The sequence below is a fragment of the Arcanobacterium pinnipediorum genome (assembly GCF_023973165.1).
Taxonomy (GTDB): domain Bacteria; phylum Actinomycetota; class Actinomycetes; order Actinomycetales; family Actinomycetaceae; genus Arcanobacterium; species Arcanobacterium pinnipediorum.
In genome coordinates this window covers 780,973-803,783 of sequence record NZ_CP099547.1, presented here as the reverse complement: position 1 = coordinate 803,783, position 22,811 = coordinate 780,973, and the positions used below count along the sequence as shown (strand labels likewise).

Here is a 22,811-nt window from a genome sequence, read left to right as displayed (position 1 = left end):
GGGCTGTTAGCGATCAGATCTTTACTTCGCTAGCTGGCTAGACTTTGACCTTATCTTGAAAATGAGCAGTGTGATGATGATTAGCCCGAGAAGCGAGGTAAAAATTGAACCTTCGAAACCAAAGGCGCCTCCAGAAACTAATTCTTTTCCGGCAACAGGAGTTGAAACAAACGCACTATTGGTCAGCGTAAGGCCAGAGACCATCGAACCATAGATCAGTCCTTGTGAAAAGTTCCAAATACCATGCGCGAAGCCAATGAGCCACATATTTCCCCACGCGTAGTACATCAACGAAAAGACGACACTGGCTAAGAAGAGGTTAAGAATTGGTAGCGGCTTAATGCCAGGATTTAACGCGTGGAGCAGCGTGAAAAGCATACTTGAGGTGATGATGCTGAAGATGATTCCACGGTACTTAGCAAAATGTGGCATGAGATAGCCGCGGTAGACTATTTCCTCAAATGTTCCTTGGAAGATAAAGAAAATAACTCCAATGCTCAACGCTAGAGCACTCTGTGCATTGAAATTGTAGTCGATAGTGACACCACCAAGAAGGTAAACAATGAGGGCAACAACCGTCATTGCCCCGAATCCAGCAAATAAACCGATAAATGATTTACTAACTGCTGCGCGACGGGTGAATCCAAGATCCACGAGTTTCAACCGGCCAACGAGCATAAAGAGCCCGAGCGTCACCACAACGTTTGCGATCATAGCTAACATTGCGTGGATCGAAACGAGTTGCTCTGGATCGTGGTTTGGAAGTAATTTCATTAAGGCATCTGTTGCACCTGGCACTACCACAGATACGATAAGAAGCATTCCGATCGGAATCACGATGAGGCGGACAATCCCATCGAATTTAATAGCTGATATTCTGTCTTGAAACATACGGTGATGTCCCTTCTTTTTTAGGCGTGCTCTGCGTGAGATAGGCCGGTTTTAACGATGCTTAACCGAATTGCTTAGCACCAGGTTTGTAGTGGGATAGAAAATTAAAAAAATGCGTCAATGATGATTTCAATTGGGGTTCGTTGTTGGGCACGTGTCATTGCATCTTGAAGCTCAACGACGTGATCGGTGATGATGCCATCGGCATTGGATTGGGAGAACTTCTGAATGGATTCTTCTGTATTAACTGTCCAAACAAAGGCTTTTCGCCCGGCATCTTGTGCCTGCATGATGCGTTCTTCGCTAGCTTGGCCTTCTTCCATAATGAGGTAATCCCCCACTAGTTCAGATAGATCACCAGTGGCAAAGAAGTAGACGAAACCAGTTTGAATGTGAGGATATTTTTCCTCAGTATAGGTAATGAGATCGTAGTCTAAAGAGATAATGACGACGTGATCTTCCATGGCGTTGGCTTGAACCAGTTTAACGACGTCGTCGACCATCTGATGATCCGCATCAGAACCTTTCAGTTCAATGAAGACTCCGATCTTGTTCTTGGCAGCGTCTAAGATGTCGGTTAGCGTAGCTACTGGTTGTGGAGGTTCATCGGGGAAGAATTCGTTATTGACTCTCAGTTTGGCGATTTCTTCCAAAGTCAGTTCACTAGGTTTTTTCGATACCCCGCTAACGCGCTCGAAGCTCGAATCGTGGTTGACGATATAATGCTGGTCTTTGGTGCGTTGCACATCGATTTCGGTCCATTGAGCGCCGTGTTTAATCGCTTGCTCAACTCCTTGGACAGTGTTTTCCGCACCTAAATCTCCGCCGCCACGGTGAGCGACAATATCGATGTTCGTATTTGTTGCAAATACTTCCTCAAAGTCGCGTTCCGCAAAGTATGCGATACCCAGATTTCCGGCGGTTATGACGACGAAGATCGCAACGAGTTGGATTTTTGTCCGGACTTTCATCGGTTGTTGCGAATCGTGTGCAAAAACCTCTGCATCGAGATCAAGCGGTTGGTGAATGGTCACGCCTTCTTGGGCGTTGAAGCGATAAAACAACCGCGTGAGAGCCGTGATGAGTAGCGGAACTAAGATAAATGACACATACGCGAACAGTTCCGCCAAAGTCAGCATCAAGAATATGGTGATGAGTGTTGTATCAGAGACGTAGGTAGCGATAAATGTAGAAATCAATGTAGTTAGCGCTATCACGATAAGCACAAAACCTACTGTGACAAGAATGATCCTTAGTATTGCGAGGAAGTAATCGCGGAGAAATCTCTTCCAATGCCTAGCGATAAGGATGCGAGAGTTTGTCATAGCCTCAGATAATGAGTTCTTCGCAAGTAACGCAAAATGGAGAGTGAAAATATAGATAACGGCCACAACACCAGCCAGTAGGATAACTGCTCCATAGGCAATTGTATAAAGCGGTGAACTGAAAATAACTGAGGTAATAAAGTTAGGTATTTTGAAATTCTTCAGCGGTCCAAGCGCTATGCCGGAACCGATCAGCGGGAAGATCAGAGCAACAAAAAGAACAAGGAATACCCCTATCGGAGAATAAAACAACTTAAGCGAGCGCAAAGAGGCGCGGAAAACATCACGCATTCGCACCCGCGTCGTATCTTCTTCGACAAGCGCACCAAGAAAAACAAATGTAGCTATATCTACGCCAAATATGGTGATGAGAAACGGAATAGCTAACAGTATAACTGGTAGACCGTAGATGCTTAAGAAGAAATCAAGATAATCCCCACTAGACAACGAGGTTCGGCCGCTAGCATGAACGAGAGCACCGACAATAAATCTTGAGAGCGGAACCGCAATAAGAACAACAAAGATTTTAGAAACGAGCTGATACTTTGTATAAAGCCAAAGAACGCGAGCATTTTTCATAAGCCACGAGGATTGGTGTAGATTATTCATTAAGCTCCGTTTCCACTGTGGCTTTAGTTTTAAAGTTAATACTCACAAGTCTACCAAAGCTTTCTACGTAGAACTCCCATTTGATTTAACTTACACCTCTACCCCACGACCTACCAGTGCTACTAACTCATACTTCGATATCAGTATCGCTACGCGCACTGCACTTAGCAAGCTAGAATACTCCTATGGGTTTTTTCGATTTTCTGTATCCGAACGGGCGTTCGCCCCAACTTACTACTGCACAAGCGTATAAGGAATACCAAGCCGGTGCGCGACTCATCGACATCCGTGACCTCATCGACTGGAACAAGGGCCACATCGAAGGCAGTGAACATATTCCACAAGCCCGCCTGCTTCGCCCCTCAACAGGTTTGGAGAAGACCGAGCGACTCATTCTCGTGTGTTCTGATGGCCAAAAATCCCTTCATGTAGCATACCGTCTCCAAGATGCCGGATACGATGCAATATCAATACACGGCGGCCTAGCAAGTTGGAAACAATCTGGTCTTCCATTTTCTCAATAATTACCTCGATGTGAGTGGAGGGCTCAGCTAAACGCTGAGCCCTCCACTCACATAGGTGCGTGTAATTACTTCTTCTGTACGTACTTCAGTGAATCAAGTGTGACCGCAGCCAAAATAATGATTCCTTCAAAGACGAACTGGAGATTGGTATCGATACCGAGAATGGTAAGCGAGTAGGTCAAACCGGTAAAGATCATCACACCGGTAACAACACCGGAAATCTTGCCGATACCACCGGTGAAGGAAACACCACCGACCACACACGCGGCAATGGCGTCCATATCCCAGCCCTGTCCATAAGCTGCCGAGCCGGAGCCGAACATGCGTGCTGCTTCAAGCCAGGAACCAAAACCGTAGAGGATACCGGCGAGAATGAAGGCACCCATGGTCACCTTGAACACTGAGATACCCGAGACGGCAGCAGCTTCTGGATTTCCACCAACTGCGTAGAGATTCTTTCCGAAGGTTGTCTTGTTCCAGATGAACCAAACAACAACTGTCGCTGCGATTGCCCACAGAATAATGGTTGGGAACCCAGAAACATTTGGCACGATCATCTTCGGGATATCGGCCTCAATTGCACCAAAGCTAACACCCTTGGTGGCATAAGTTACCAAGCCAAAGATAATGAGCATATTCGCCATTGTGGAAACGAATGGATGCATCTTGAATCGTGCGGTGAAGAATCCGGCGATCATGGTGAAGGTTGTGGTTGCGATAATACACGCAACCAGTGCCAGAACAACACGCCCGCCAATTGGAATACCGGTGAAATCAAAAGCGTAACCAAAAACGCTTCCGGTATTCGGGCCTTTATGCATCACAACAGTTGCGATAACCATGCCCATACCAACCATACGTCCAATCGACAAGTCAGTACCCGTAAGCAAAATCAGTCCAGCTACGCCCAGGGCTAGGAACATACGTGGCGATGCCTGCTGTAAGATGTTCAACACATTTTGCGTGGTCAACAAGTCCACGCCCTTGGTTACTGGAGCAAGAACAGCCATCGCGATAAAGATCAAGATAATGACGATGTAGAGACCATTCTTGAGCAAGAATTGCCGGCGATTGAATGCATACCGGTAGTTCTCCCACTTTTGAGACAATGACTGCTTCATTGTGAAATTAGAATTCCGCAACAAGTCAATCATGTGATACTTTTCAGCTACCGCGGCGTGACGACGATCCTTAGCTGCCTGCAAACTGTGTTGCAAAGACATCTTAGCATCGTACTGCCGGTTCTTATAGACGACTTCTTCGTCTTTAAGTTCTTGCTGAAGGTCTTCACCACCCTTTTTCCGCAGCTGAGCCAGAGCCGCTTCGTGTTCGCGCTTAATCGTTTCAAGCTGACGCTGGTATTCTTCCCTCGCCGCCTTCTTTTCCTCTTCAACGCTTGCTTCAACTTTGCTCAGATACTGCTTGTCGAAGTTTTCTTCAATATAGGATTCAGCTTTGGAAACCAACTCGTTAATCCGTGGGCGGTGTTCTTTTTGAACTTTGCGAGCCTTAGCTAATTCCTGTTCGTCTTCTTGGCGCAGCTGTGCACGCTCTTCTTTAGAAAGCGTACGATCAGCTTTCATATTGCGTAGTTGATGCTGTAGGCGGGTAGCCTTAGTGGTTCCTTCTTCGCGCAAGTCATCAATTTCAGCTTGAATGGAGCCAACATATTCTTTAATTGGTGCGAGAAGCTGTTCTTCCTTCTCGTAGGTGAGGATGGTCATTGACTTCCCTTTCTTACAAGTACTTTGCGCTGAGCCGGAGCAGCTCTTCTTGGTTAGTGTCTTTTGTTTCAACAATGCCAGCAAGACGTCCTGCAGACATCACGCCAATACGGTTAGTGATTCCGAGGATTTCTGGCATCTCTGAGCTCACGAGAAGCACTGTCTTTCCACGCTTTGCCATCTGAATAATGAGTTCATAGATTTCATATTTAGCACCGACGTCGATACCACGAGTAGGTTCATCCATCATGAACACTTTGGGCTCACGTTCTAACCAGCGACCAAAAATAACTTTTTGCTGGTTACCACCGGAAAGTGCTGAAACCAGCTCTTCTGGCCCGGTGGTCTTAGTATGCATCGTACGAATTTCTGATACGGTTGCCGCCTGCATACGTCGATCCGATAGTGCCAGATTCTTCTTGTAAGCTGGAAGATTCGCAATCGTGGTGTTGAAAATCAGATCGCCCTTCAAAAACAGGCCATCGGCTTTACGTTCTTCAGTGATCAACGCAAAGCCCGAGTCTATCGCTTCGCGTGCTTTGTTGAAGTTCATCAACTTACCACGGTAGTAGACGCGTCCAGTAGCGCGGGTACGCACACCAAAGATTGTTTCGAGCAGTTCGGTACGACCAGCTCCCACCAATCCATAAAGCCCAAAGATCTCTCCTTCTCTGACGTCGAAAGAAATATCTTTGATGAACGGAGCAAACTTGGTAGACAGATGGCTGATAGATAAAATCGGCTCACCTGGCGTGTTATCTACTTCTGGATACCGGTTATCTAAGGAACGTCCCACCATCGCGGTGATGAGCTCGTTCATATCGGTTTTATCGGTATCTTTTGTCATCACAAGTTTACCGTCGCGCAAAACCGATACTTGATCGCAAATTTCAAAAATCTCATCCATCTTATGCGAAATGTAGACCAATGAAATCCCCTGGTCACGTAGTTTGCGCATCATTTCAAAGAGCTTGCGAACTTCAGGTTCAGTTAACGACGACGTCGGTTCGTCGAGCACAATAACTTGAGACTTGTAGGAAATCGCTTTGGCGATCTCACACATTTGACGTTGGGATACTGACATCTTCCGCATTGGCTGGGTAAGGTTTACGGTCATCCCCAGTTGGCGGAAAAGATCAGCAGCTTCGCGTCGCATGCGAGTTTCATCAATTGTACCAAGGCTAGTCTTGGGGTAACGACCAAGGAAAAGATTGTCAACGACAGAACGTTCCAAGGCTTGGTTAAGTTCTTGGTGAACCATCGCGATGCCGTTTTCTAGAGCTTCTTTTGGCCCAGAGAAGGCTACGGGATGGCCATCTAACTTAATTTCGCCTTCGTCTTTTTGATAGGTTCCAAAAAGACATTTCATCATTGTTGACTTGCCGGCGCCGTTTTCTCCCATTAAGCCAATGATTGATCCGCGCTTGACATCAAAATCGATATGGTCTAAAACCCGGTTGCGTCCAAATGACTTTGACATGCCCCGAATCGTCAATACGAGGTCTTCAGTGGTGTGTGTCATGAGTTCTTTCCTCTTTAGAATGGGGTAATTGAAGTGACCTTCAATTACCCCATTCTTCCGATTTTTAGCAACTGTGTTCAGTTGTTAAAAATTACTGATTTAGGAGCGCGGTGTATGAAGAAGCGTTGTCCGTCTTGACCATGTTGATCGCGAATGCATCATACGATCCTGGGTTACCAAGACGGTTGGTGATGTTGGATTCAGTCTGACCATCACCACCGATGTATTCTACTTCGAGGTTGAGTAAGTCGTCATACTTCTCAAGCAGCGGCTGGTAGGTTGAACCAAGGAAGTTATCAGCTGAATTGTAGATATCGAGCCAAACCTTCTTGCTATCAGCGGTTACCTGGTTGCTCACTGGCTTGTAGGTAACGGTCGAATCGAGGAAGTCTTGGTAGTTATCTGCACCAACTGCAACGTTCAATGCGTAGAAGGAACGCTCTTCTTCAACATACTTGAAGTCCTTATCGGACAAGACGTTTCCAGCTTCGTCAGCCTTGGAAATACCTTCCATCACGTCCTTGCCGTCAAGCGCATTGCGCAAAACGCGCAAGGTCAAATATGCCTGAACGTCAGCGTGCTGGGAGATCGTACCGCCATAACCATCAGCGATAGCAGCAACAGCATCAGAGTTGGCGTCATAACCGAAGGTAGGAACCTTGTTGGCCTTTGCCCACTTATTGAACATTGCCATGCCCATACCGTCATTGTTTGAGATAACAAGATCGATTTCATCGCCGAACTTACCACTCCATGCAGTGATGGTATCACCAGCAGTGCCAGCATCCCAGGTAGCACCAGCACCGGTCTTCATTTCCTTAGAGGCAAGTTCAACAACCTTAAAGCTTCCAAGTTCGCCTTCCTTGACAGCCTTTGCGTTGGTTTCAGTTGGGTCCGAAAGAATAGTTCCACCTTCTTCAACTGCAGTGCCAAGTGCCTTGCGAACACCACGGGTACGAGCAATGGAATCGTTATGGCCTACGTCTCCGATAGCTAGGACGTAACCAATCTTTCCATCACCGTTACGATCGATTGTGTCCTTGTGTGCCTCTACGTAGTCAGCAACCATTTGGCCCTGAAGCTCTGCACCTTGTGCAGCATCGAAGCCAACGTAGTAGGTGTTTTCATTAAAGTTCAACGCATCCATATCAAGATCTCCAGTTGAGGAGTTCGAAGGCTGGCGGTTGAACCACACGAGTGGCTTCTGGTTGTTAGCAGTGCTGGAGCTTTCTGACGATGTAGTAGTGTCACCACCGGAGCAAGCGGCGAGAGCCATCAGCGATCCCAGGGAGACAGCTACAACCTTGGTCATATTTTTCATTGCGATCCTCTTCTAAGTCTTCATTGACAAACTGGCTCAACCTTGAACTACTCAATAATGGTTTTTACCAGACATCTGACAGAATACACTTACAAGAAAGAGATCTGCAACATAGAAACTAATGACGTAGCATCCCGCAATAGCGCGCATGCCAAACACGTGCCGATTGGTCGGTCAAAGAAGCAATCTGATCGATAATAACTCGCAGTCGCGCATTTTCATCTTCGGCACGTTTCCACAATTTAACAAACATGGGTTCCATTCGCCCTACCGGATCTTCTACGAGCGCATCCATCAGATCAAAGAGCAAGGTGCGCTGTTCAAAATATGATGCCTCTTGTTCTCGCGGTGCCATCACATAATGAACCGCTATTCCCTTGACAAACAAAATTTCTAACGCCGTATCGTGTGGAACAACCACATCACCGCTATATCGCAGTAGAGGTTGTGGATGCTCCTGGCGAGTTGCAAGCGTCACTGCAGAAACGAAACGGCCAATAAGATCAGAGGTATAATCTTTCAATTTAGCGATATCCCGCTGGGAACCAGTGTAGTGGGCTGGCCAGGCAACCATCTGTAGAACTCTATGCCCTGCTTGAGCTAGTTCATCGGCGCTAACCGAAGATCGGTACCACGCCAACGTAGAATCAACAACATCAGCTATCTCCTTATCGTTATGAAGGGAAAGTTGGCTGAGCGGAATATAGCCAGAGAAGATACCGTCTTCAAGGTCATGAACCGAATAGGCGATATCGTCAGCTAGATCCATCATTTGTGCCTCAGCAGAACGCAACCGCCCGTGATCTTCATGTGCCCAAACAAATGCCGGTACGTCGTCGTCGTAGGCGCCAAACTTTGGCGAAGCTTGACCAGCGGGACCGGCAAAACGAGTCCACGGATATTTAACTGTCGCATCAACAATAGCTCGAGTTAAATTCAGCCCAGCTGGTGATCCATCGGGATGAAACCGTTTGGGTTCCAGCCGGGTAAGAATACGAAGCGTTTGAGCATTGCCCTCAAAACCGCCAAAAGACTGCGCAAGTTCATCGAGTGCTTTTTCTCCGTTATGACCATAGGGCGGATGCCCCAGGTCATGACACAAACAAGCGGTTTCCACCACGTCTTGATCGGCTCCCAAGTTCTTGGCAAGCGAGCGACCGATCTGAGCAACTTCGAGCGAATGCGTCAACCGAGTCCGAATAAAATCATCAGACTCTGGCCCCATCACTTGAGTTTTCGCACCCAGCCGGCGCAACGCAGCCGAATGCAAGACACGGCCTCGATCGCGTTCGAAATCAGTACGCGTCGTGCTCTTAATTCCTTCGCTTAACCAGCGTTGGGTATCATGCGATGTATAGCCGTAGCTCATGGTCCTACTTTATTCTTTCCACTCAACCGTCAAACCGATATATCTTTTCAGCCACCCGAGGTATTGACTTCTGCTTCATGAATTTTCGCCTGCTGGCGATCCGAAAGCTCATGCGAATCTAACCAAAACTCTGGAAGATGTGGACGTTTCGCCCCACCAGCCCGGCCGCGTGGGCCACCTGCAGCCTCCGGGAACGGCTGGTCAAGATCCAACGTGTCTAAGAGTTGACGTAACTGCTCCACAGATTCGATGAGACCAAGTTGGTGGCGCATCTGGCCACCAACTGAAAATCCGCGCAGATACCATCCGACGTGTTTGCGCAATTCACGCATCGCGCGATGTTCGTCAGCAAAATGCTCCACTGAGAGCTGCGCATGACGAATAATAATATCGGCAACTTGTGCCAAATGTGGTCGATAGCGTTGCGAACTACCATAAGCGGCTGCAACGAGATCGAAAAATAGCCACGGGCGTCCCTGGCAGCCACGACCAACACTTACCCCGTCCGCACCTGTTTGAGCCATCATTCGCTGGGCATCATCGGCTTCAAAAACGTCGCCGTTTCCAAAGACTGGCAGTGGCGAAAGTGACTTCAACTCTTGGATATATTCCCATCGAGCTTGACCAGAATAGTGTTGCTCGGTGGTGCGCGCATGCAACGTCAGTGCCGAAATTCCAGCATCGGCGCTCATTTTCGCGACTTCTCGAAACGTTGAATGCTCATCGTCAATACCGATACGGAATTTAGCTGTCACTGGAACAATGTGGTTTCGTCCAGCCTCGGTTGAGGCACGGTGAGCAGCCTTGACTGCCCCTTGGACGATATCGGAGAAAAGTTGATGCTTCCACGGTAGCGCCGAACCGCCACCTTTGCGAGTAACTTTAGGAACTGGGCAACCGAAATTTAAATCGATATGATCAGCGCGATCTTCGCGGACCAAAATATCAACCGCTTGCGCGATTGTTTTCGGCTCAACCCCATAGAGCTGGATTGAACGAACTGGATCGTGTGGATCTGGCTTGATCATCGTCATCGTCTCTGGAGTGCGCTCGATTAACGCACGCGAGGTGATCATTTCACATACGTACAATCCAGCCTGGGAGGCATGACCAGATTTCTTAGCATCCTGGTGTAGTTCTACACCGGCCGCCCGCGCTCCGGCCTCACCAAATTCACGGCATAATTGCCGAAACGGCGGATTGGTGACTCCTGCCATCGGGGCTAAGATGACGGGCGCACCCAAACTCACTTCACCGATATGGACACTCATACTCAGTTGGTTTCTTTCTCAATCGCTGGCGCTACGGGCGCAAAAACTGCCGCAATCGCCGTCGTCATTGGAATAGCAAGGACTAGGCCAACCGAGGCTACTAAAGTGCGCACGATCTCTTCCGTAACTTGCCCGATCATGAAAAAATCAACAATCCCGCGGTCAACTAGTGCGGCGCTAAGTAATAGCGGTAGCGCTGATCCAACATAGGCAAATGCTAACGTATATACCGTTGAGGCAATATGATCCCGACCGATGACCATTGCTTGGCGGAAGATTTTACGACGTTGGGCAAGCGGATTTGCGGCGTGCAACTCCCACACCGTCGATACTTGGGTGATGGTGACGTCGTTGAGCGCACCCAAACCGGCGAGGATCATTCCGCACAACAAGATCTGATCCATTCGCAAAAAACCAAGCTGGCTAAATAACCCTACTGACTCCTCACCGTAGGTGCCGGTTAAGTTGATTGAATCGATTGATATCCATGCAACGATCCCGGTGATAACCAGCCCGCCAAGAGTCCCCAAGATCGCTGTGGTGGTTCGAATAGATATTCCGTGTGCCAGATAAATGGAGGTAAACATCATGGAAATCGCACCGACTATCACCACCAGGATTGGCGATCTTCCAGCCATTAGTGCCGGGAGCATAAAGACTGCGACGACGGCGAGCGAAACTCCCAGTCCTACCAGCGCCGCAAGTCCTTTGCCGCGCGCTACAACAATAACCACAAGCGCATAGAGAATAATCAGCGCCCATACTGGAACTGATCGTTCGAAGTCGATAAAAATATAGGCTGTGTCGGTTTGAGCGAGGCTGGGTGAAAAGATGGCGTGGATTCGATCGCCAACATCTAAGCCGTTGTGCACAAACTCGTATGGGACGTGGACGCCGACCTCCGCATCATCAACCCGCATTTTCACTGGCGTCTGGCGATTTTCGTCAGTTTGCCCAATGAAACTGATTTCTCCAATGACGCGCTGGGTTCCCGGAGCAAATTCTGCTCGAGATGCAATAGCGCTCGAGCCATCACTTTCCAGTGCTCCAGTTGTGGGCCACAGCAGATAAAGGCCAAGAACCGTCAAGAGCGCTATGGGGATAACAACCCATGCTAACGCTAATCGCACTCGACGCCGATCAGTGGGCGTGAGATCCAGTGCGCCAGAATGTGAATGTGAATGGGTGGTGAGGGTGTTTTCCTCACCACCCATCGAGTGCTTAGCAGCCAACGAGTTTGCCTGCAAGATAGGATTCGACTTCGGCAAGCGGAATTCGAATCTGTTCCATCGTGTCCCGATCTCGGATAGTAACCGAGTGATCTTCGAGAGAATCGAAATCGACCGTGACACAGAACGGAGTACCGATCTCGTCTTGACGACGGTAGCGCCGGCCAACTGCCCCGGCGTCGTCGAAATCAACGTTCCAGTAGCGACGGAGTTTGGTTGCTAGTTCGCGAGCCATAGGAGACAAATCTTGGGAACGCGACAACGGCAAAACCGCAACTTTAACTGGTGCTAGGCGAGGATCGAGTTTGAGAACTACGCGCTTATCTACTCCGCCCTTCGTATTTGGCGCTTCGTCTTCAGTGTATGCTTCGGTTAAGAAGGCCATCAGTGATCGCGTTAGACCTGCAGAAGGCTCGATGACGTATGGCGTGTAGCGTTCTGAGGTACTTTGATCAAAATACTCAAGTTTCTTACCAGATGCTTGAGAATGTGATGACAAGTCGAAATCGGTTCGATTCGCAATGCCTTCGAGTTCGCCCCAATCTGATCCTTGGAATCCAAAGCGGTACTCGATATCAACTGTGCGCTTAGAATAATGGGAAAGTTTTTCCTGAGGGTGTTCGTAGAGCCGGAGATTATCGCGTGAAATTCCGAGATCTTCGTACCATGCTAGCCGGGCGTCAATCCAAGATTGATGCCACTGTTCATCTTCGCCGGGCTTAACAAAGAATTCAATTTCCATCTGTTCGAATTCGCGCGTACGGAAAATGAAGTTTCCCGGCGTAATTTCGTTACGGAAGGATTTTCCTACCTGTCCGATACCAAACGGCGGTTTCTTACGCGATGCCGTAACAACGTTGAGGAAGTTGATGAAAATACCTTGCGCGGTTTCTGGGCGCAAGTAGTGCAAACCCTCTTCGTTATCGACTGGGCCGAGGAAGGTTTTGAGCAAGCCAGAAAATGGCTTCGATTCAGTCCATTGCCCACGAGTACCACAATTTGGGCATGCCACATCTGACATCGAAACTTCCGACTCTGCAATGCCTTTCTTTTGTGCATATTGCTCGATGAGATCATCTTCGCGCAGTCGCTTATGGCAGTGTTGGCACTCAATGAGCGGATCGGAGAAGGTCGCGACGTGACCTGATGCCACCCACACCTCACGCGGGAGGATAATAGATGAGTCAAGTCCCACCATATCTTCGCGAGCGGTAACATTTGCCTTCCACCACTGGCGCTTAATATTTTCCTTCAGTTCAACTCCTAGCGGACCGTAGTCCCAAGCTGAACGGGTACCGCCATAGATTTCTCCTGAGGGGAATACGAACCCGCGTCGTTTTGCAAGAGAAATAACGTTATCGAGTCGCGATGGGGCCTGTTTGGCCATGCGGCTGCTCCTTTCAAGTGTCTGCATCTGGATGATGCAGTTATTATTCGTTCTTTCATTCTACGTCTCCCCTCCCTCAAACTCTCGTTTCAGCTCCGATCAGTGGGAATTTGGGGACGTTAAAGCCACCACACTTCGCTGTTTTCATACCGTTAAAATGACAATGATTCTCATTTAGGGTTTGATGAGTATATGTATCAAACGAATCAACGAGTATCGACTCTCGCAAAATTGTTCACCCTCACCTGCGCCAGTGCCCTTGCGCTTGTAGGCTGTTCTACGGACTCAGCTACTGAACCAACGACGGCGGACGGCAAGCTTTCCGTCACCACCAGCTTCTATCCACTAACCTATCTCGTTTCTGAAATTGGCGGAGAACATGTAGCAATCACTGATCTCACACCCCCAGGTTCAGATGCTCATGGCGTTGAGCTCTCCCCCAAAGAAATTTCCGACATGCAAAAGTCTGACGTCGTTTTCTACTTAGCTAAGCTATCGCCAGCGATTGACGACGCCGTGGCCTCCGCTGATGTAAACGCCATAAATATCGGGCAATCCGTAGATCTGTTACCCAACGCCGAGACAACGAACGAGCACGCTGAACACGCAGACCACGACGAACACGCAGACCACGACGAACACGCAGACCACGACGAACACGCAGACCACGACGAACACGCAGACCACGACGAACACGATCATGGCATTTATGATCCGCATTTTTGGACTGATCCAGAGCGGATGGCAGATGCTGCAGCAACGATTGCAAGCACGCTTAGCGAAAAAGATCCAGAACATGCTGCTGACTACAAGTCCAACGCTGATGCCCTGATCGCGAAGCTAACGGATCTAGACGAGAAATTCAGTGCCACATTGAGTGCGACCTGTGAAACAAAGTCATTTATCGTCACACATGCAGCCTTTGGCTATTTGGCCCACGAGTATGGGCTTGAGCAGATCAGTATCGCCGGAATCGACCCGGAGTTTGAACCCTCGCCGGCACGCATCGCAGAAGTTAAGAAGCTCGTGGAATCTGAAAAGATCACCACTATATTTACCCCGACCAACGGTGAAGAAAAAGTTGCTCGAACTTTGGCGCAAGAAACCGGTACGCAGTTTGGCGTCCTCGACGTTGCTGCCACCCGAGATGAACAATCCGGTGATTACATATCTATTATGGAAAAGAATCTCCAGACTCTTGCCGAGTCGATGAGATGTGTAAAGTAAACCTATGACTTATCCAGCTGTTAGCGTCCAAGGACTGCATGTCAAACTCGGCGGAGTGCCGATCTTGCACGGTATTGACCTCACGATCGATGCCGGGGCAACTGTTGCGATTCTGGGCGCTAACGGCTCAGGTAAATCAACACTGGTAAAAGCAATTGTTGGAGCTATCCCCGCCTCAGCTGGCCACATTCGCTTGTTCGGCCAGCCTCTTGGAGCTAAGACAGCCTGGCACCGCATCGGCTACGCACCACAGCGTGTTGCGCAAGCTGGAACAATCCCTGCCTCTGCAATAGAAACAGTCATTTCCGGTTTCGTCCATGGCTGGCATTTCAGGTTACCCCCTCACGCCAAAGCACGAGCACTGCAAGCCTTGCAAACTGTTGGCTTAGAACACCGGGCTAATGAATCAGTTCAAACTTTTTCTGGTGGCCAACAACAACGTGTGCTTCTAGCACGCGCACTCGTGCGCGATCCCGATCTCCTTATACTCGATGAACCATTTGCCGGTATCGATTCACAATCTCGGGAAAACATCACCCAAACGCTTACCCACCTCAAAGCTCTAGGTACCACAATCGTGATGGTGCTCCACGATATTTATAACCTAGACTCAATCATCGACCAGGTCCATGAAGTCTCAGAAGGGCGCCTAATCCACCACCGTAACCATGACGTAGTCATGGAACATCCCAGCACGTTAGCTTGTCAATGCGAGGATAACCATGCTTGATTTCCTCTCTTCTCCACTCATGATTCGAGCCCTCATAGTTGCCATACTTGTTGGGTTAGCAGCACCTGTTGTGGGCACGTATCTGGTTCAACGTAGATTGACACTCTTAGGCGATGGCATCGGCCATATTGCTCTTACCGGCGTGGCTTTGGGATGGTTGGCTGCTAATGCTGCACAAGCTACTAATCGTGATGCTTGGGCGATTCCGGGAGCAATTATCGCCTCAATTGCTGGCGCCTTGCTTATTGAGTGGATGCGTCGTCGTGGCAATTCGTCTGCCGACGTCGCACTCGCACTGGTATTTTATGGCGGCATCGCTGGTGGTGTTATTCTTATCGGCATTGCCGGTGGCACCACGTCGAATCTAACCTCATATCTTTTCGGATCCATCTCAACAGTTACCAACGTCGATGTTTGGCTAACCCTTGTTCTATGCGTCATTATTTTGGCAATCGGTTTAGGTCTGCGCCCAGCACTCTTCGTGTTGTGTCAGGACGAAGAACATGCCCGCGCCTCTGGTCTTCCTACTGTTTTCCTCTCTGGACTCATTGCAGTAACTGCGGCTTTGACAGTGTCAGTAGCAATGCGAGTAGTAGGGGCGTTACTCGTCTCGGCGCTAATGATTATTCCGGTTGCGATCGCTCACATGGTTACTCATTCGTTTAGATCAACAATGTATTTGGCTATGGGTATCGGCATTGTGGTTGCTACGAGCGGCTTGATCACCACCTACTATTGGCCATGGTCACCTGGAGCAACTATAGTTTTGTACGCTGTGAGCCTTTACCTTCTTGTCGCAATCGCTCGTCCAGTTATACTAGGGTTACAAGGCAGACGGCACTCTAGCCATTCATAGTGCGAACCTGGGGCTCGTTTAGGAATCGTAAGGGGAATCAATGCAGCGCATGACGAAACAGCGTGAAGCGATATGGGAGCTTTTACGGTCGGAAAATAACTTCCTTTCGGCACAAGAAGTCCACGATATGCTTGATAAGTCAGGCGAAACTATCGGTTTGGCTACCGTCTACCGCAATCTTCAGGCGTTGGCTGCCAGCGGCGATGTTGATGTGTTGCGCCTAGAAAACTCTGAAACCCAGCTTTTCCGATTCTGCGGTGAAGCTGTCCATCACCATCACATGGTGTGCCGTTCATGTGGAAAAACAGTGGAAGTCTCTGGGGCTGGAATAGAAAAATGGGCCGACGGAGTTGCCGCAGAACACGGTTTTACTCGGGTGTCGCACTCGTTTGAAATTTTCGGTTTATGTGCAGATTGTTCGGCTAGCGAAGCATAGTCGATGTCTAGCCTGGTTTCAGATATTTCGACTTTCGTCTCAGAAGGTCCCTTACTCGCAGTTTTCTTGTTTTTGTGTGTCGTGATCTTCTTCCGCGCCCAAGGAACGTACTGGCTGGGTCGATATATCACTTACGTCCTCCACCACCGCGTTTCGACGCCGAATCAGAAGCGAGCTTCGACGTCGCGGTTTGCCCGGTGGCTAGAAAGCGAGCGGGTAAAACGTGGCGTGAAGAGCGTACAAGAACGTGGCTGGCCGATTATCACCTTCTCGTTTCTCACGGTTGGTTTTCAAACGATTGCTAACCTCGCCGCAGGTATCTTGCGTATGCCGTGGCCTAAGTACACTGCCGCTATGATTCCCGGTGGTATAGCCTGGGCTGGTATCTATTCCACAATCGGATGGGCGGTGTGGAAAGCAGCGGTTCTTTCTGCTACCCAATCCTGGTGGGGGCCACTATTAATTATTATCCTTCTCGGCCTCTACGGTATCTTTTTCCTGCGTCGAAAGCGCGCAGGAGATGACATCATATATGACGATAATTCCTCCACGTTAGGAAACGAAAATGATTGAAGAATTCGACGTCCGCCTCCCGATCCAACTCGGACAGTTCGTTAAACTTGCCGGGCTTGCCGATACCGGCGGTCAAGCCCGGGAATTAATTCTCAATGAACAGGTCTACGTCAACGGGGAACTCAACACTCACCGCTCGGCAAAGTTAACCGACGGCGATCTGGTCGAAGTGCGTTATGCCGGCCAAAAACCGTTACGCGCTCGAGTAGTTAGTCGCTAACACCCTTGAAATTTTGGGCTGCTGGCCAATATCGGCCAGCAGCCCAGCTATAGCAAGATTGCTATTGCGTCATCAGGGCATTCTTGCCCAGCAATACTCGTAGACTCGATAGCAACGACGGGTTGACGTTGACCTTATATGCATCGTGTAGCTGAACAACAGTTGTTTTCCCCATTTGACGTACATGGACTCGAATTGGTGCCTTCCCCGGATACTGAGCCAAAGTATCGGAAAGTTTTTGCATCATCTGCTGAGTCAGCATTCGTTCTGGAATCTGAATATCTAGCGGAGTATCTTCTGCCATACCCGTTAGCTGGGGAACGTTCATATCCATCGCATTGAGTTGGACACCATTTTCACGCACTGACATTCGCGCTTTAATAGTGACAACCGTATCGGGGATGAGGAACTGCGAAACAGACTGATAGGTTGCTGGGAAGAAATTAACCTCGATAGAACCAGTAAAGTCTTCAATCGTCGCAGTAGCCCAAGTTTTCCCGTTCTTTTGCGAGATACGGGTTTGAACCGTCGTGATAAGGCCAGCAACCGTTACAATGTGTCCATCAACAGGATTTTCATCGTTTTGGATACCTAAAATCGTGTGATCTGCCGCCCGGTCAAGGAATGCTTCTAGCCCAGATAGTGGATGATCCGAAACATAGAGTCCTAACATATCGCGTTCGATGTTAAGCTTTTCTTTCTTATCCCACTCCGGTAAATCTGGCACATCAACGTTAAAAGATTGCGCGATCGGGTTATCTTCACCCAAGCCACCAAAGAGGTCGAATTGTCCGCCTGCTTCGTTTCGCTTAACTGGAAGAACAGCTTCAATTGCTTCATCGTGAATCGCAACCAATGCTCGCCGCGAATATCCCAGCGAATCAAATGCGCCGGCTTTAATCAAGCATTCGATCGCGCGCTTATTGAGCACCGAGGCAGGAACCTTATCCAAGAAATCCTGGAAGGAGGTGAATTCTCCCCTTTCATGGCGGGTCTTAATAATACCTTCAACAACATTTTTGCCAACATTACGAACTGAACTCAAGCCCACTCGAACTTCGTCACCAACGGCAGAATAAACATCCATTGACTTATTAACATCCGGTACGTTCACCCGAATTCCCATTCGGCGACTATCTGCTAGATACGTGGCAACCTTAGTCTTATTATTTTGATTCGACGTGAGCAATGCCGCCATGTATTCACTGGGATAATGTGCCTTGAGGTAAGCAGTTTGGTAGGTGACTAAAGCGTATGCTTCGGAATGAGACTTGTTAAACGCATACTGGGCAAAGGGAACAAGAATCTCCCACAAGGTGTTAATCGCATGATCTGAATAACCATGGTCGCGCATCCCTTGGGCAAAACCTTTAAATTGTTGCTGAAGGACATCGGCTTTCTTTTTACCCATTGCTTTACGCAAAATATCTGCTTGTCCTAAAGTGAACCCAGCGAGCTTTTGTGCAATACGCATAACTTGTTCTTGGAAAACAATTAAACCGTGCGTGGTACCAAGAATGTCTTCAAGAGCTGTAGCTAGCTCGGGATGAATAGGGGTCTTTTCTTGTAATCCGTTCTTGCGCAGCGCATAGTTCGTATGCGAATTTGCTCCCATCGGACCGGGGCGATAAAGCGCTGAAACTGCCGAAATATCGCCAAAGGTATCGGGTTTCATCTGTTTAAGCAGTTGACGCATTCCTGGAGAATCGAGCTGGAAAATGCCTAATGTTTCCGCTCGTCCCAATAGTTCGTATGTTTCTTTATCATCGAGTGGAATAGCATCAATATCGGGAGCTTGTTTACCGTTTTGTCGGATGTTTGCCAGTGCACCTTCGATAACAGTCAAATTAGACAAACCCAAGAAGTCCATCTTCACCAAGCCCAATTCTTCACACTGCGGATATTCGAATTGGGTAATGATGGCACCATCTTGGAGGCGTTTCATCACTGGGATGACGTCAGTTAACGACTTCGATGACATAATCACTGCACACGCGTGGACGCCAGTTTGCCGTGTCATGCCTTCTAAGCCAAGTGCAAAATCATATACTCGTCTAGCTTCAGCATTCGCCTCCACAAATTCCCGGAACTCACCAGCTTCGTTATAGCGCGAGGCTTGTGGATCGTAGATATCTTTGACTGCGATTGATTTTCCTTGCACATCTGGTGGCAGTGCCTTGGTAAGCTGATCGCCCATCTGGAACGGCATCCCCAAAACTCGCGCAGCATCTTTTAACGCTTGCTTAGTTTTGATCGTTCCGTAGGTGACAACTTGGGCAACTTTGTCTGTACCATACTTTTGTTCAACGTATCGGATTACTTCTTCACGACGACGATCGTCGAAATCAACGTCGATATCTGGCAGAGAAACACGTTCTGGGTTTAAGAAACGTTCGAAAAGCAAATCATGCTTGATTGGATCAAGCTGAGTAATTTCAAGAGCATAAGCCACCATCGATCCAGCACCCGACCCACGACCAGGGCCAACTCGAATGCCGTGTTCTCTAGCCCACTTAATGTAGTCAGAAACAACAAGGAAGTAGCCCGGGAACCCCATCGAGGTGATGACGCCGACTTCGTAATCAGCACGTTCACGCACATGTTGGGGAATGGAACCGTTGTAGCGTTTAAGCAAACCGGCTTCTACCTGGTTGATAAACCACGATGTTTCATCTTCGCCAGGTGGAACTGGAAATGCTGGCATATAGCTGATTCCATCAGCAGTAGTTTGGAAGGATACGTTACATCTTTCTGCGATCAGCAACGTATTTTCTACCGCCTGCGGTAGATCTTCAAACTGACGCCACATCTCTTCAGAGGACTTTATATAGTAGCCATCACCATCGAATTTGAATCGATCTGGATCCATTAGCGTCGAACCGGAATTGATACACAACATAGCATCTTGAATATCGCGATCTTCGCGCTTAACATAATGGGAATCATTGGTGGCTATTAAGGGCGCATCAATCATTTTGGCGATCTTGAGCAGATCCTTTTGTACTCGACGCTCAATTTCTAGCCCGTGATCCATCACTTCAATAAAGAAATTGTCTTTGCCAAAAATATCTTGAAGTTCACCAGCAGCTTTTAACGCCTCATCCCATTGCCCCAAGCGCAAGCGCGTCTGGACTTCACCTGAAGGACATCCGGCAGTACCGATTAAACCTTCGTGGTATGTCTCTAATAATTCTCGATCCATCCGCGGCCATTTACCCATCTGCCCTTCTAAGGAAGCAAGGGAGTTCATCCGGAAAAGATTATGCATGCCAGTATTATTTTCCGACAGCAACGTCATATGCGTATAGGCTCCTCGAGCTGAGACATCATCAGCACGTTGCCCAGGACTTCCCCACAACTGGCGTGTTTGATCAAAGCGTGACGTACCTGGGGTCATGTAGGCTTCAAGGCCAATAATTGGCTTAATCCCAGCAGCACTAGCCGCCTTATACATTTCGTATGCGCCAAAAAGATAGCCATGATCAGTAATTGCCACCGCAGGCTGTTCTAAGCGCGCAACTTCAGCAACAAGCTTATTAATTTTCGCTGCTCCATCAAGCAACGAATAATCGGTATGAACATGTAAGTGCGCGAAGTTTTTTCCAGCCATAGCTACAGTCTAATAACTTAGCCCCGCTCGTGTCTGGTGTCTAGGTCACGTAGATTCTCACACGGCTGGTATAACGATCGACATATCCTTATGTTCAATACCAGCATCGAGATAAATACCCTCGCTAAGTATTTCGTAGCCAAGCTTATGATAAAACTCCACCGCCGCTAATTGCGCCGACAAGAAAACTTCCACCGCGTCGTCGTCGGCAAAAACTTCGCCGGCAATAGCATGAAGCTCGTGCATAACCATCGCACCCACACCCAATCCGCGCACGCTGTGCTGGACTGCAACCCGGCCAATATGAACCCGGCCATCTGCGCCCCGAAAGATGCGCCCAGTACCTAAAGCAGGCCCACCTATCTGGCGGCTAACGATGACATGATAGGTCCCTACGAGCCTATCGCGCTCGTCATGTTCTAACTCAGGAGGAACCCCTTGCTCTTTGATAAATACCTGGTTACGTAGCTCAACGGCCCGGCTCAAATCGCCATCCCATAAAATGCGTTCGATTTCCATGACCATAGCTCCTTGAATTCATCACATCAGACCGCTGCGCATAAGATCAAGTGCGTGGCGTAAATCTTGCGGATACTGGGACTGAAACTGCATAAAATGACCTGTGCGCGGATGATGTAGTCCCAAGCGAACCGCATGTAGCCACTGGCGTTCCAGGCTCAACCGTTCAGAGAGCCGCGGATCAGCACCATACATATCATCACCAACACACGGATGCTTCAAAGCACTCATGTGTACTCGAATTTGATGGGTGCGACCAGTTTCAAGATGAACCTCAATCAAACTGGCGCCAGCCATAGCTTCCAACGTGTCATAGTGAGTTATCGAGGGTTTGCCATCGGCGCGAACAGCCATGCGCCATTGATGGCGATGGTCACGACCAATTGGCGCTTCAACAGTGCCACTCATCGGATCTGGGTGTCCTTGAACCAAGGCGTGATAAACCTTCGTGACACTACGTTCCCGGAAGGCTCGTTTGAGCATGGTATAGGCCAATTCTGATTTAGCAACGACCATCGCACCAGTAGTTCCCACATCGAGGCGATGAACGATCCCCATGCGTTCTTGCGGTCCAGAGGTAGTCAGCCGCACACCAGATGCCAGCAACGCACCTAACACATTCGGACCATCGAAATTCTGTGAGGCGTGCGCTGCAACTCCTGCCGGTTTATCGACGACGATGATATCTTCGTCTTCGTATAAAACCTCCATTGCGTGCACTGGCGTGGGTTGAGGTTCGAGGTTGGCAGGCTTGGGCATAGTAATGTCAATGAGGGCATCAGCTTCGACTCGATCTGACTTTCCCGGAACCACTCCATCAACTGTAATATCACCAGCAGCTATCAGATCAGCGACTTTAGAACGCGAGATTCCCGTCATTTTCGCAACAACGGAATCTATGCGCCCGCCGGCAAAACCCTCGGGAACAAAATAGCTATTCGTCACTGTTACTCCTGGGAATGATCGTGATCGAGAACTGTGTCAGGTTCAGGTGTCGAAGATCCGAAAAGTTCATGTGCGCCGAGCCCGATGAATCCTACAACTAAAGCAATATCGGCGATATTGCCGATGAACCAATCTGAGTACTGGATAAAGTCAACAACGTGACCTTGCGGGAAGCCTGGAGCACGTAATAAGCGATCAATAAGATTTCCGAAAGCTCCGCCCCAAATCATGGCTCCCCACATCACAACCATCCCTGATGTTACTCGACGTAAAAAGAACGGAAAGAAGACAACGAATAATGTTGCGATGAGCGTGAACACCCAGGTTGCATTGTCAAGGAATGAAAAGGCTGCACCAGGATTGTGCACTAGATGTAAGCTCAGAAAATCTCCGAGTAAGCTGATCGTTTGTCCATCGATGAGCTCAGATAGTGCCCAATGTTTGGAGATCTGATCGAGGACGAGGACAATAACGGCAACTACTAGCGCACGTATTACATTCTTTTTAGTCACTTAACGATTGT

General features: G+C 48.7%; 20 protein-coding genes. 7 read left to right on the top strand and 13 right to left on the bottom strand.

Going from position 1 to position 22,811, the window contains the following annotated elements; genetic code table 11:
• Positions 1-21: 21 nt before the first annotated feature.
• Both NG665_RS03520 and NG665_RS03515 read right to left on the bottom strand, forming a co-directional pair.
• Entirely contained in the window at positions 22-891 is an 870-nt protein-coding gene (locus NG665_RS03520) for a CPBP family intramembrane glutamic endopeptidase (RefSeq protein ID WP_252673907.1), read from the bottom strand.
• A 104-nt stretch (positions 892-995) separates the two neighbouring features.
• Positions 996-2,825, bottom strand: coding sequence for a glycerophosphodiester phosphodiesterase family protein (locus NG665_RS03515; RefSeq protein WP_252673906.1), 1,830 nt, complete (start codon positions 2,823-2,825; stop codon positions 996-998).
• Between the two features lie 185 nt (positions 2,826-3,010).
• On the opposite strand from NG665_RS03515, the gene NG665_RS03510 reads away from it, so the two are divergent.
• Positions 3,011-3,349, top strand: coding sequence for a rhodanese-like domain-containing protein (locus tag NG665_RS03510; RefSeq protein WP_252673905.1), 339 nt, complete (start codon positions 3,011-3,013; stop codon positions 3,347-3,349).
• Positions 3,350-3,414: 65 nt separating this feature from the next.
• On the opposite strand, the gene NG665_RS03505 is transcribed toward NG665_RS03510, so the two are convergent.
• From NG665_RS03505 to NG665_RS03475, 7 genes are all read right to left on the bottom strand, one after another.
• Positions 3,415-5,073, bottom strand: a complete 1,659-nt coding sequence (locus tag NG665_RS03505; protein ID WP_252673904.1) for a galactose/methyl galactoside ABC transporter permease MglC — start codon at positions 5,071-5,073, stop codon at positions 3,415-3,417.
• A 13-nt stretch (positions 5,074-5,086) separates the two neighbouring features.
• On the bottom strand, positions 5,087-6,595 hold the full coding sequence (locus tag NG665_RS03500; protein WP_252673903.1) for a sugar ABC transporter ATP-binding protein: 1,509 nt from the start codon (positions 6,593-6,595) through the stop codon (positions 5,087-5,089).
• A 91-nt stretch (positions 6,596-6,686) separates the two neighbouring features.
• A complete protein-coding gene (locus tag NG665_RS03495; RefSeq protein ID WP_252673902.1) occupies positions 6,687-7,916 on the bottom strand; it encodes a substrate-binding domain-containing protein in 1,230 nt (409 codons plus the stop codon).
• Between the two features lie 118 nt (positions 7,917-8,034).
• Complete coding sequence (locus NG665_RS03490; RefSeq protein ID WP_252673901.1) at positions 8,035-9,285, bottom strand: deoxyguanosinetriphosphate triphosphohydrolase; 1,251 nt, start codon at positions 9,283-9,285, stop codon at positions 8,035-8,037.
• 47 nt (positions 9,286-9,332) lie between these two features.
• Positions 9,333-10,556, bottom strand: coding sequence for a tRNA dihydrouridine synthase DusB (gene dusB, locus NG665_RS03485; RefSeq protein ID WP_252673900.1), 1,224 nt, complete (start codon positions 10,554-10,556; stop codon positions 9,333-9,335).
• A 2-nt stretch (positions 10,557-10,558) separates the two neighbouring features.
• On the bottom strand, positions 10,559-11,803 hold the full coding sequence (locus NG665_RS03480; protein ID WP_252673899.1) for a YibE/F family protein: 1,245 nt from the start codon (positions 11,801-11,803) through the stop codon (positions 10,559-10,561).
• A complete protein-coding gene (locus NG665_RS03475; RefSeq protein WP_252673898.1) occupies positions 11,778-13,172 on the bottom strand; it encodes a glycine--tRNA ligase in 1,395 nt (464 codons plus the stop codon). Before NG665_RS03475 ends, NG665_RS03480 begins: the two co-directional genes overlap by 26 nt.
• 192 nt (positions 13,173-13,364) lie before the next feature.
• Between NG665_RS03475 and NG665_RS03470 the strand changes: the two genes are divergently transcribed.
• Genes NG665_RS03470 through NG665_RS03445 form a run of 6 tightly spaced genes read left to right on the top strand, consistent with a single transcriptional unit; the run spans position 13,365 to position 17,214 of the window.
• Entirely contained in the window at positions 13,365-14,399 is a 1,035-nt protein-coding gene (locus NG665_RS03470) for a metal ABC transporter substrate-binding protein (protein ID WP_252673897.1), read from the top strand.
• A gap of 4 nt (positions 14,400-14,403) precedes the next feature.
• Complete coding sequence (locus NG665_RS03465) at positions 14,404-15,129, top strand: metal ABC transporter ATP-binding protein (protein WP_252673896.1); 726 nt, start codon at positions 14,404-14,406, stop codon at positions 15,127-15,129.
• Positions 15,122-15,985: a metal ABC transporter permease gene (locus tag NG665_RS03460; protein ID WP_252673895.1), complete on the top strand. Its 864-nt coding sequence runs from the start codon at positions 15,122-15,124 to the stop codon at positions 15,983-15,985. The genes NG665_RS03465 and NG665_RS03460 overlap by 8 nt, the downstream gene beginning before the upstream one ends.
• Positions 15,986-16,025: 40 nt before the next feature.
• The gene (locus NG665_RS03455; protein WP_252673894.1) at positions 16,026-16,421 is read left to right on the top strand and encodes a Fur family transcriptional regulator; all 396 of its coding nucleotides are present in this window, start codon (positions 16,026-16,028) and stop codon (positions 16,419-16,421) included.
• A 3-nt stretch (positions 16,422-16,424) separates the two neighbouring features.
• Complete coding sequence (locus NG665_RS03450) at positions 16,425-16,994, top strand: DedA family protein (protein ID WP_252673893.1); 570 nt, start codon at positions 16,425-16,427, stop codon at positions 16,992-16,994.
• A complete protein-coding gene (locus NG665_RS03445; protein ID WP_252673892.1) occupies positions 16,987-17,214 on the top strand; it encodes an RNA-binding S4 domain-containing protein in 228 nt (75 codons plus the stop codon). The genes NG665_RS03450 and NG665_RS03445 overlap by 8 nt, the downstream gene beginning before the upstream one ends.
• Positions 17,215-17,275: 61 nt before the next feature.
• Here NG665_RS03445 and dnaE read toward each other — a convergent pair whose 3' ends face one another.
• From dnaE to lspA, 4 genes are all read right to left on the bottom strand, one after another.
• A complete protein-coding gene (gene dnaE / locus NG665_RS03440) occupies positions 17,276-20,824 on the bottom strand; it encodes a DNA polymerase III subunit alpha (protein ID WP_252673891.1) in 3,549 nt (1,182 codons plus the stop codon).
• A gap of 57 nt (positions 20,825-20,881) precedes the next feature.
• Complete coding sequence (locus NG665_RS03435; RefSeq protein ID WP_252673890.1) at positions 20,882-21,343, bottom strand: GNAT family N-acetyltransferase; 462 nt, start codon at positions 21,341-21,343, stop codon at positions 20,882-20,884.
• Positions 21,344-21,364: 21 nt separating this feature from the next.
• A complete protein-coding gene (locus tag NG665_RS03430; RefSeq protein WP_252674081.1) occupies positions 21,365-22,222 on the bottom strand; it encodes an RluA family pseudouridine synthase in 858 nt (285 codons plus the stop codon).
• 68 nt (positions 22,223-22,290) lie between these two features.
• Positions 22,291-22,800: a signal peptidase II gene (lspA, locus tag NG665_RS03425; RefSeq protein ID WP_252673889.1), complete on the bottom strand. Its 510-nt coding sequence runs from the start codon at positions 22,798-22,800 to the stop codon at positions 22,291-22,293.
• Positions 22,801-22,811 lie beyond the last annotated feature (11 nt).

Excerpts from the sequence above, each read along its gene's own strand:
- NG665_RS03520 (WP_252673907.1), bottom strand. The coding sequence starts at position 891 with ATGTTTCAAGACAGAATATCAGCTATTAAATTCGATGGGATTGTCCGC.
- NG665_RS03515 (WP_252673906.1), bottom strand. The coding sequence starts at position 2,825 with ATGAATAATCTACACCAATCCTCGTGGCTTATGAAAAATGCTCGCGTT.
- NG665_RS03510 (WP_252673905.1), top strand. The coding sequence starts at position 3,011 with ATGGGTTTTTTCGATTTTCTGTATCCGAACGGGCGTTCGCCCCAACTT.
- NG665_RS03505 (WP_252673904.1), bottom strand. The coding sequence starts at position 5,073 with ATGACCATCCTCACCTACGAGAAGGAAGAACAGCTTCTCGCACCAATT.
- NG665_RS03500 (WP_252673903.1), bottom strand. The coding sequence starts at position 6,595 with ATGACACACACCACTGAAGACCTCGTATTGACGATTCGGGGCATGTCA.
- NG665_RS03495 (WP_252673902.1), bottom strand. The coding sequence starts at position 7,916 with ATGAAAAATATGACCAAGGTTGTAGCTGTCTCCCTGGGATCGCTGATG.
- NG665_RS03490 (WP_252673901.1), bottom strand. The coding sequence starts at position 9,285 with ATGAGCTACGGCTATACATCGCATGATACCCAACGCTGGTTAAGCGAA.
- dusB (WP_252673900.1), bottom strand. The coding sequence starts at position 10,556 with ATGAGTGTCCATATCGGTGAAGTGAGTTTGGGTGCGCCCGTCATCTTA.
- NG665_RS03475 (WP_252673898.1), bottom strand. The coding sequence starts at position 13,172 with ATGGCCAAACAGGCCCCATCGCGACTCGATAACGTTATTTCTCTTGCA.
- NG665_RS03470 (WP_252673897.1), top strand. The coding sequence starts at position 13,365 with ATGTATCAAACGAATCAACGAGTATCGACTCTCGCAAAATTGTTCACC.
- NG665_RS03465 (WP_252673896.1), top strand. The coding sequence starts at position 14,404 with ATGACTTATCCAGCTGTTAGCGTCCAAGGACTGCATGTCAAACTCGGC.
- NG665_RS03460 (WP_252673895.1), top strand. The coding sequence starts at position 15,122 with ATGCTTGATTTCCTCTCTTCTCCACTCATGATTCGAGCCCTCATAGTT.
- NG665_RS03455 (WP_252673894.1), top strand. The coding sequence starts at position 16,026 with ATGCAGCGCATGACGAAACAGCGTGAAGCGATATGGGAGCTTTTACGG.
- NG665_RS03450 (WP_252673893.1), top strand. The coding sequence starts at position 16,425 with ATGTCTAGCCTGGTTTCAGATATTTCGACTTTCGTCTCAGAAGGTCCC.
- NG665_RS03445 (WP_252673892.1), top strand. The coding sequence starts at position 16,987 with ATGATTGAAGAATTCGACGTCCGCCTCCCGATCCAACTCGGACAGTTC.
- dnaE (WP_252673891.1), bottom strand. The coding sequence starts at position 20,824 with ATGGCTGGAAAAAACTTCGCGCACTTACATGTTCATACCGATTATTCG.
- NG665_RS03435 (WP_252673890.1), bottom strand. The coding sequence starts at position 21,343 with ATGGAAATCGAACGCATTTTATGGGATGGCGATTTGAGCCGGGCCGTT.
- NG665_RS03430 (WP_252674081.1), bottom strand. The coding sequence starts at position 22,222 with ATGACGGGAATCTCGCGTTCTAAAGTCGCTGATCTGATAGCTGCTGGT.